Below are 4,810 nucleotides of genomic sequence, written 5' to 3'. Positions count from 1 at the left end.
CGGTTGGCTCAGGCGCCTCTCTCTGCGGAACCGGAGAGATTCGCTGGCCGCTCTGGGTTGCAGAAAAGTCGATGGTACTCCTCTCATATATCCGGTTGATCCAGAGCGGATATGCTGCATAGAGATCCGGTTCCTGCACATTCATGGATGCAGAATATCCTTCAAAGACCTGTTCGAGCGAGGTGAGTGCGGCACGCCCCTTCTCGGTATCCTGGACATAGACCTCACTGCCCAGGATGACGATATCATAGGAGAGCCGGGTGTTCAGAAGAGATGCACGTGAATCAATGAAGACATTGAACCTTCCATCTTCTGCGATCACCTCACCGGCAGGCAGGTTGTCTGTACCAAGCCGGTAGATACCGTCCTGTATATGAAGGCCGCTCTGTGCTGTCAGTCCGGATGCAGCAACAAGGAGGATGAAGAGGATGATTGCAGCAGGCAGTACACCCCGGCCCATTGTCGAGAGGGTGCGCAGAAGCTCCCATCGCGCCACAACATGGATCTGTCGGAGATACCCCACGCTCATGCACGCCTACATAGGACATTTCTTCTATAAAATAGTCGTTATCAAGGGTAGAGCAGGGGATGTCCGAAACTTCAAGGGGGTGTGGAGGGAGAGAACAGAATGGCTCAGGAGTATGGTACTCCTCCGGCACCCTTATTATATCAAAACGATGAACCGTCTCAGTATGATCCATGCCCGCGATGTTCGAAAAGAGTTCGATTCGTTTGTTGCACTGAAAGGACTGGACGTTGATATCGATAAGAATGGAATCTTTGGGATCATCGGGCATAACGGGGCAGGAAAGACGACATTCCTGAAGATATGCGCAGGACTACTCACCCCTACGTCAGGTACCCTTGAGATAGATGGCATCGATGTCATTGCCGATCCCAATGCGCTGAAGGAGCGGCTCGGGTACCTCCCTGAAGAGTCGCGGCTGTACGATACCATGACGATCTCCTCGTACCTCTCATTCTTCGGGGAGATCTACGGGATGCCCCGGAGGGAGATCAAAAGACGATCTGATGAGCTTCTCTTCTCATTGAACCTCGCTGATGAAGGCAAAAAGCTCGGGGAGCTCTCAAAAGGGATGCGGCGGAAGGTTGCCATTGCACGGTCGCTCCTCCATGACCCGACGATACTCGTCTATGACGAGGCGACTTCAGGGCTCGATCCGATGACCTCGAGATTCATCACCGGTTTTCTCCGGAAACTGCGTGATGATGGGAAGATGATCATCATCTCTGCCCATAACCTCTTCCAGGTGGAAGAGATTTCCGACCAGGTGTTAATCCTCTCTGAGGGAGAGAGGGTTGCGTTTGGCACGATGGATGAACTGAGGGAGGAGTTTGGATCACTGACTTACTTCATCCATTTCCGGATCGCAAATCCCGCATCACTTTCAGAACAGCTTCCCTTCTCCCCCGACGACGGGGGCTATGTATCGACTGCAAAGGATATCGATCAGCTGAACCGGATCACATCGCAGATTGATGCGGCAGGTGGGAGTGTCGAGCGGATAGAATCACGGTACCCGAGCCTTGAAGAGATGCTGATGGCAGTGTGAAAGAATGGATGAGATCCGGCGTCCATCCCCTCACCAGGGAATGAGGTTGCAGCAGATGGAGAACGAGTGGATTTTCTGATCTGGATTGGTATCATCGAATGTATCTCCCAGTCTGCGATTTTTCAGGGCTGAATCTGGCCTTCTTCACGATCAGCAAGCTTGAGCTGGTGATTGAGGCGGAACGGGGCAACAGGGATGCCAAACTGGTGCTTGCGCTCCTGAAAATGCAAACTTTCTGCTGGTTACAATCCTCTGGGGCAATGTCGCCATTAATGTCCTCCTCTGGGGAATGAATGGCGGATAATCACCGGAGGAGATGTGCTTGGAAAGCTCTTCCGGGGAATCGTCCGTAATCCAGGGAATCCGGTTCCAGAAGTACAGGAGAGAAGAAATGACACGAGAGAAGAGTCAGAAAAAATGAGCAATCGAAAGAGCATAGAGTTACGCTGTATCTCACAGTTACCCCTGATACGTATAGATTCATCAAGGAAAGCGGGCTAAACGCCTCTCGATTGATGGATCATATTGTACATAAGCTTAGAATTAATATAAATCTCAATATCCCCCAATTAACGAACAGAATAAGCTTGAATCAGCAAAAGAGAACGGGCCTGAAGGGATTTGAACCCCTGACCTACGGATTAAGAGTCCGTCGCTATGCCTGACTAAGCCACAGGCCCCGTTATTTGACCTAATACAGTTATAATCAGGACTATTTATGCCTTATGAAAATACCCCTGATCGCCCCCTCCAATCACCATTATAATATTGGAAGTACCAGAGTACGGTATGGCTGATGGTGGAAAGAGTGACCCAAAACCAGTAGTTCGATATATGGTATTTGGGTGCGGGAGCATCGGCTACAATGTCATAGAGGAACTCCTGAAAGAAACCGATAATATCGTTGTTGTCGACTCTGACGAGAAGCGGGTCGAGGACTTAAAAGACCATAAATATCAGGCGATTGCCCATGACATAGCAGACCCGGAGCTTTTCCGTGATCTCCCCATTCCAGAGATTATCTTCGTTCTTTCAAGCAATAAGGAGGCAAATCTGGCCGCGGTCGGACTGGCGAAGAAGTGCCATCCGCAGGCATTCTGTATAGCGCGTGCAGTAGATCTCTTCTCTGTCGACAAGCTTGTTGAGCAGGGGGCGGATGTGGTGCTCTATCCCCAGCAGGTGGTTGCAAAGTCAGCCGTCAACCATATGAAGCGGCTGGTTGCCGCACGGAGCGCACAACAACTCTACTCGCATCTTGAAGGAATGACCGGAACACTCGGCATCATCACGCACCGAAACCCCGATCCGGACGCAATCTCCAGTGCCATGGCACTCTGTGCCATCGCCCAGGCCGCAACCAAAGGCGAGCTGAAATGTGTCATCCTCTTTGATGGAAATGTCGGACACCAGGAGAATCGCGCATTTGTCAATCTCCTTGAGATCCAGATGGAGCGGATCACACCTGAAAAGCTGAAGGGATGCACCCATCTCGCACTCGTTGATTGTGCTGCACCCGGTGTGAATAATGATCTCGATCCCGGACTTGCAGTTGACATCATCATCGATCACCACAGCTCTGATGGTGTGGAGCTGAAGAATAAACCGAAGTTTATGGATATCCGCCCTGAGAGCGGAGCTACTGCCAGCATCTTCGCCCAGTACCTCCAGGAGCTCGATATCAACGTGGATACAAAGATTGCAACCGCCCTCTACTATGGCATACGGGCAGATACCCGCGAGTTCCGTCGTGGTGTCACCTCCAATGATCTCTATAATGCCGCATACCTCCTCCCACTCTCGGATGCGGATCTCCTCGAGAAGATCATGTCCCCGTCATATTCGCAGGAGACGGTTGATGTGATGGGGAATGCTATCACAAGCCGCAAGATAAAGAATGGATTCCTCTTTGCAAATGTCGGCTATCTCCGGAACCGTGATGCCATTCCACAGGCAGCAGATATGCTCATCAACCTCGAGGGGGTAACAACTGCCCTTGTCTACGGCATCACCGACCAGCAGATCACCATATCCGCCCGGAACAAGGATATCCGCGTGCATATCGGCAATGTCCTCAAAGAGGCATTTGGTGATATCGGGGATGCCGGGGGGCATGGTACAATGGGAGCAGCAAGCATCCCCCTCAACTACTTCTCACTCGTCCGTGACAAGGAGGAACTCCTTGAGATGATCATTGACCCGATCTTAAACCTCTTCACCAAGATCGTCGGGATCGATGATAACGGGGATAAGAATGAGGTTTGAAGACTGGGAACCTCATTATACTGAGATCCTTGACTATTTTGGATTTGATCGCGAATCTGATGAGGCAGCAGCCGATCTCCTTGCCGGGATCATTCCCCGTGATGATATCGAAGCACTTGAATCCCTCATTTCTGGAAAGACCGTCACCATCTGCGGCAATGCCCCCTGCCTCAAATCAGAACTTGACCGGATAGAGGGCGTAGTCATCGCAGCAGATGCCGCGGCGCTCGTCCTGTATGATGCAGGTATTCTCCCGGATGCGATCTTCACTGATCTGGATGGGGCGGATGATCCCTTCATCACCATGAATGAAGGGAAGACGATTATAGCAGTCCATGCCCATGGCGACAACATGCCGCTCCTCCAGAGATGGGTTCCACGGTTTCCGGGAAGACTGATCGGAACCACGCAGGCAGCGCCGCTTCCGCAGATCCATAACTTCGGCGGCTTCACTGACGGCGACCGCGCCGCCTTCACAGCAGACGCTCTCGGTGCAGCACGCCTGAAATTCATCGGTTTTGACCTCTCCGACACCACAGTCGATCCGATGAAGAAGGGGAAACTCTTCTGGGCACGCCGGCTTCTCGGCATGATCGGCCATGACCTCTGACGCCCTCATCATCGACGGGTATGTGGACGAGCCCGCCTGTCTCGGTGTACCCCCATACATATCACCCTATATCCGGACAACGGCAGGCGTTCTCACTGAAGCAGGATATCGGGTGCGCTATACCACAATCGATCAGATCAGATCCGCACCTCATGAGCTTCAGGCATTCAGATCGATCCCTCTTGTTATCGTTATCGCCGGCCAGACCGTCCCCGGCAAGTATCTTGCCGGAACACCAGCCACGTTGACTGAACTGCGGCAGATCGGATCTCTCTTTGAGAGGAGCAGGCTCCTCCTCGGGGGACCTGTCAATTACGGCATCTCACCCGGCGGTGGAAAGAGGGCAGTGAAAGAGCCGATGCCC

Annotated in this window: 3 protein-coding genes, 1 tRNA gene and 2 pseudogenes; 4 read left to right on the top strand and 2 right to left on the bottom strand. The window is 52.2% G+C overall.

Annotated features, from left to right (window positions below):
- A pseudogene (locus QCH34_RS06965) lies at positions 1 to 529 on the bottom strand (PrsW family intramembrane metalloprotease); the annotation flags it as partial.
- A gap of 112 nt (positions 530 to 641) precedes the next feature.
- Between QCH34_RS06965 and QCH34_RS06960 the strand changes: the two are divergent.
- Positions 642 to 1,574 (top strand): ABC transporter ATP-binding protein, encoded by a 933-nt coding sequence (locus tag QCH34_RS06960; protein ID WP_366898425.1) that lies wholly within the window; start codon positions 642 to 644, stop codon positions 1,572 to 1,574.
- Positions 1,575 to 2,180: 606 nt separating this feature from the next.
- Here the strand turns inward: QCH34_RS06960 and QCH34_RS06955 are convergent.
- Positions 2,181 to 2,254, bottom strand: a tRNA-Lys gene (locus QCH34_RS06955).
- 109 nt (positions 2,255 to 2,363) lie between these two features.
- Here QCH34_RS06955 and QCH34_RS06950 point away from each other — a divergent pair.
- From QCH34_RS06950 to QCH34_RS06940, 3 genes and pseudogenes are all read left to right on the top strand, one after another.
- Positions 2,364 to 3,836, top strand: a complete 1,473-nt coding sequence (locus tag QCH34_RS06950) for a DHH family phosphoesterase (protein ID WP_300332186.1) — start codon at positions 2,364 to 2,366, stop codon at positions 3,834 to 3,836.
- Entirely contained in the window at positions 3,826 to 4,446 is a 621-nt protein-coding gene (locus QCH34_RS06945) for a 6-hydroxymethylpterin diphosphokinase MptE-like protein (RefSeq protein ID WP_300332184.1), read from the top strand. Before QCH34_RS06950 ends, QCH34_RS06945 begins: the two co-directional genes overlap by 11 nt.
- A pseudogene (locus tag QCH34_RS06940) lies at positions 4,436 to 4,810 on the top strand (radical SAM protein); the annotation flags it as partial. The gene QCH34_RS06945 and the pseudogene QCH34_RS06940, both read left to right, overlap by 11 nt.

The organism is Methanocalculus sp. (assembly GCF_029762515.1).
GTDB lineage: Archaea > Halobacteriota > Methanomicrobia > Methanomicrobiales > Methanocorpusculaceae > Methanocalculus.
Note: the sequence above shows the minus strand (reverse complement) of the source record. Positions and strands in the feature narration are given on the sequence as shown.

Coding starts and splice junctions, on each gene's coding strand:
- QCH34_RS06960 (WP_366898425.1), top strand. CDS start 642: ATGGTACTCCTCCGGCACCCTTATTATATCAAAACGATGAACCGTCTC.
- QCH34_RS06945 (WP_300332184.1), top strand. CDS start 3,826: ATGAGGTTTGAAGACTGGGAACCTCATTATACTGAGATCCTTGACTAT.
- QCH34_RS06950 (WP_300332186.1), top strand. CDS start 2,364: ATGGCTGATGGTGGAAAGAGTGACCCAAAACCAGTAGTTCGATATATG.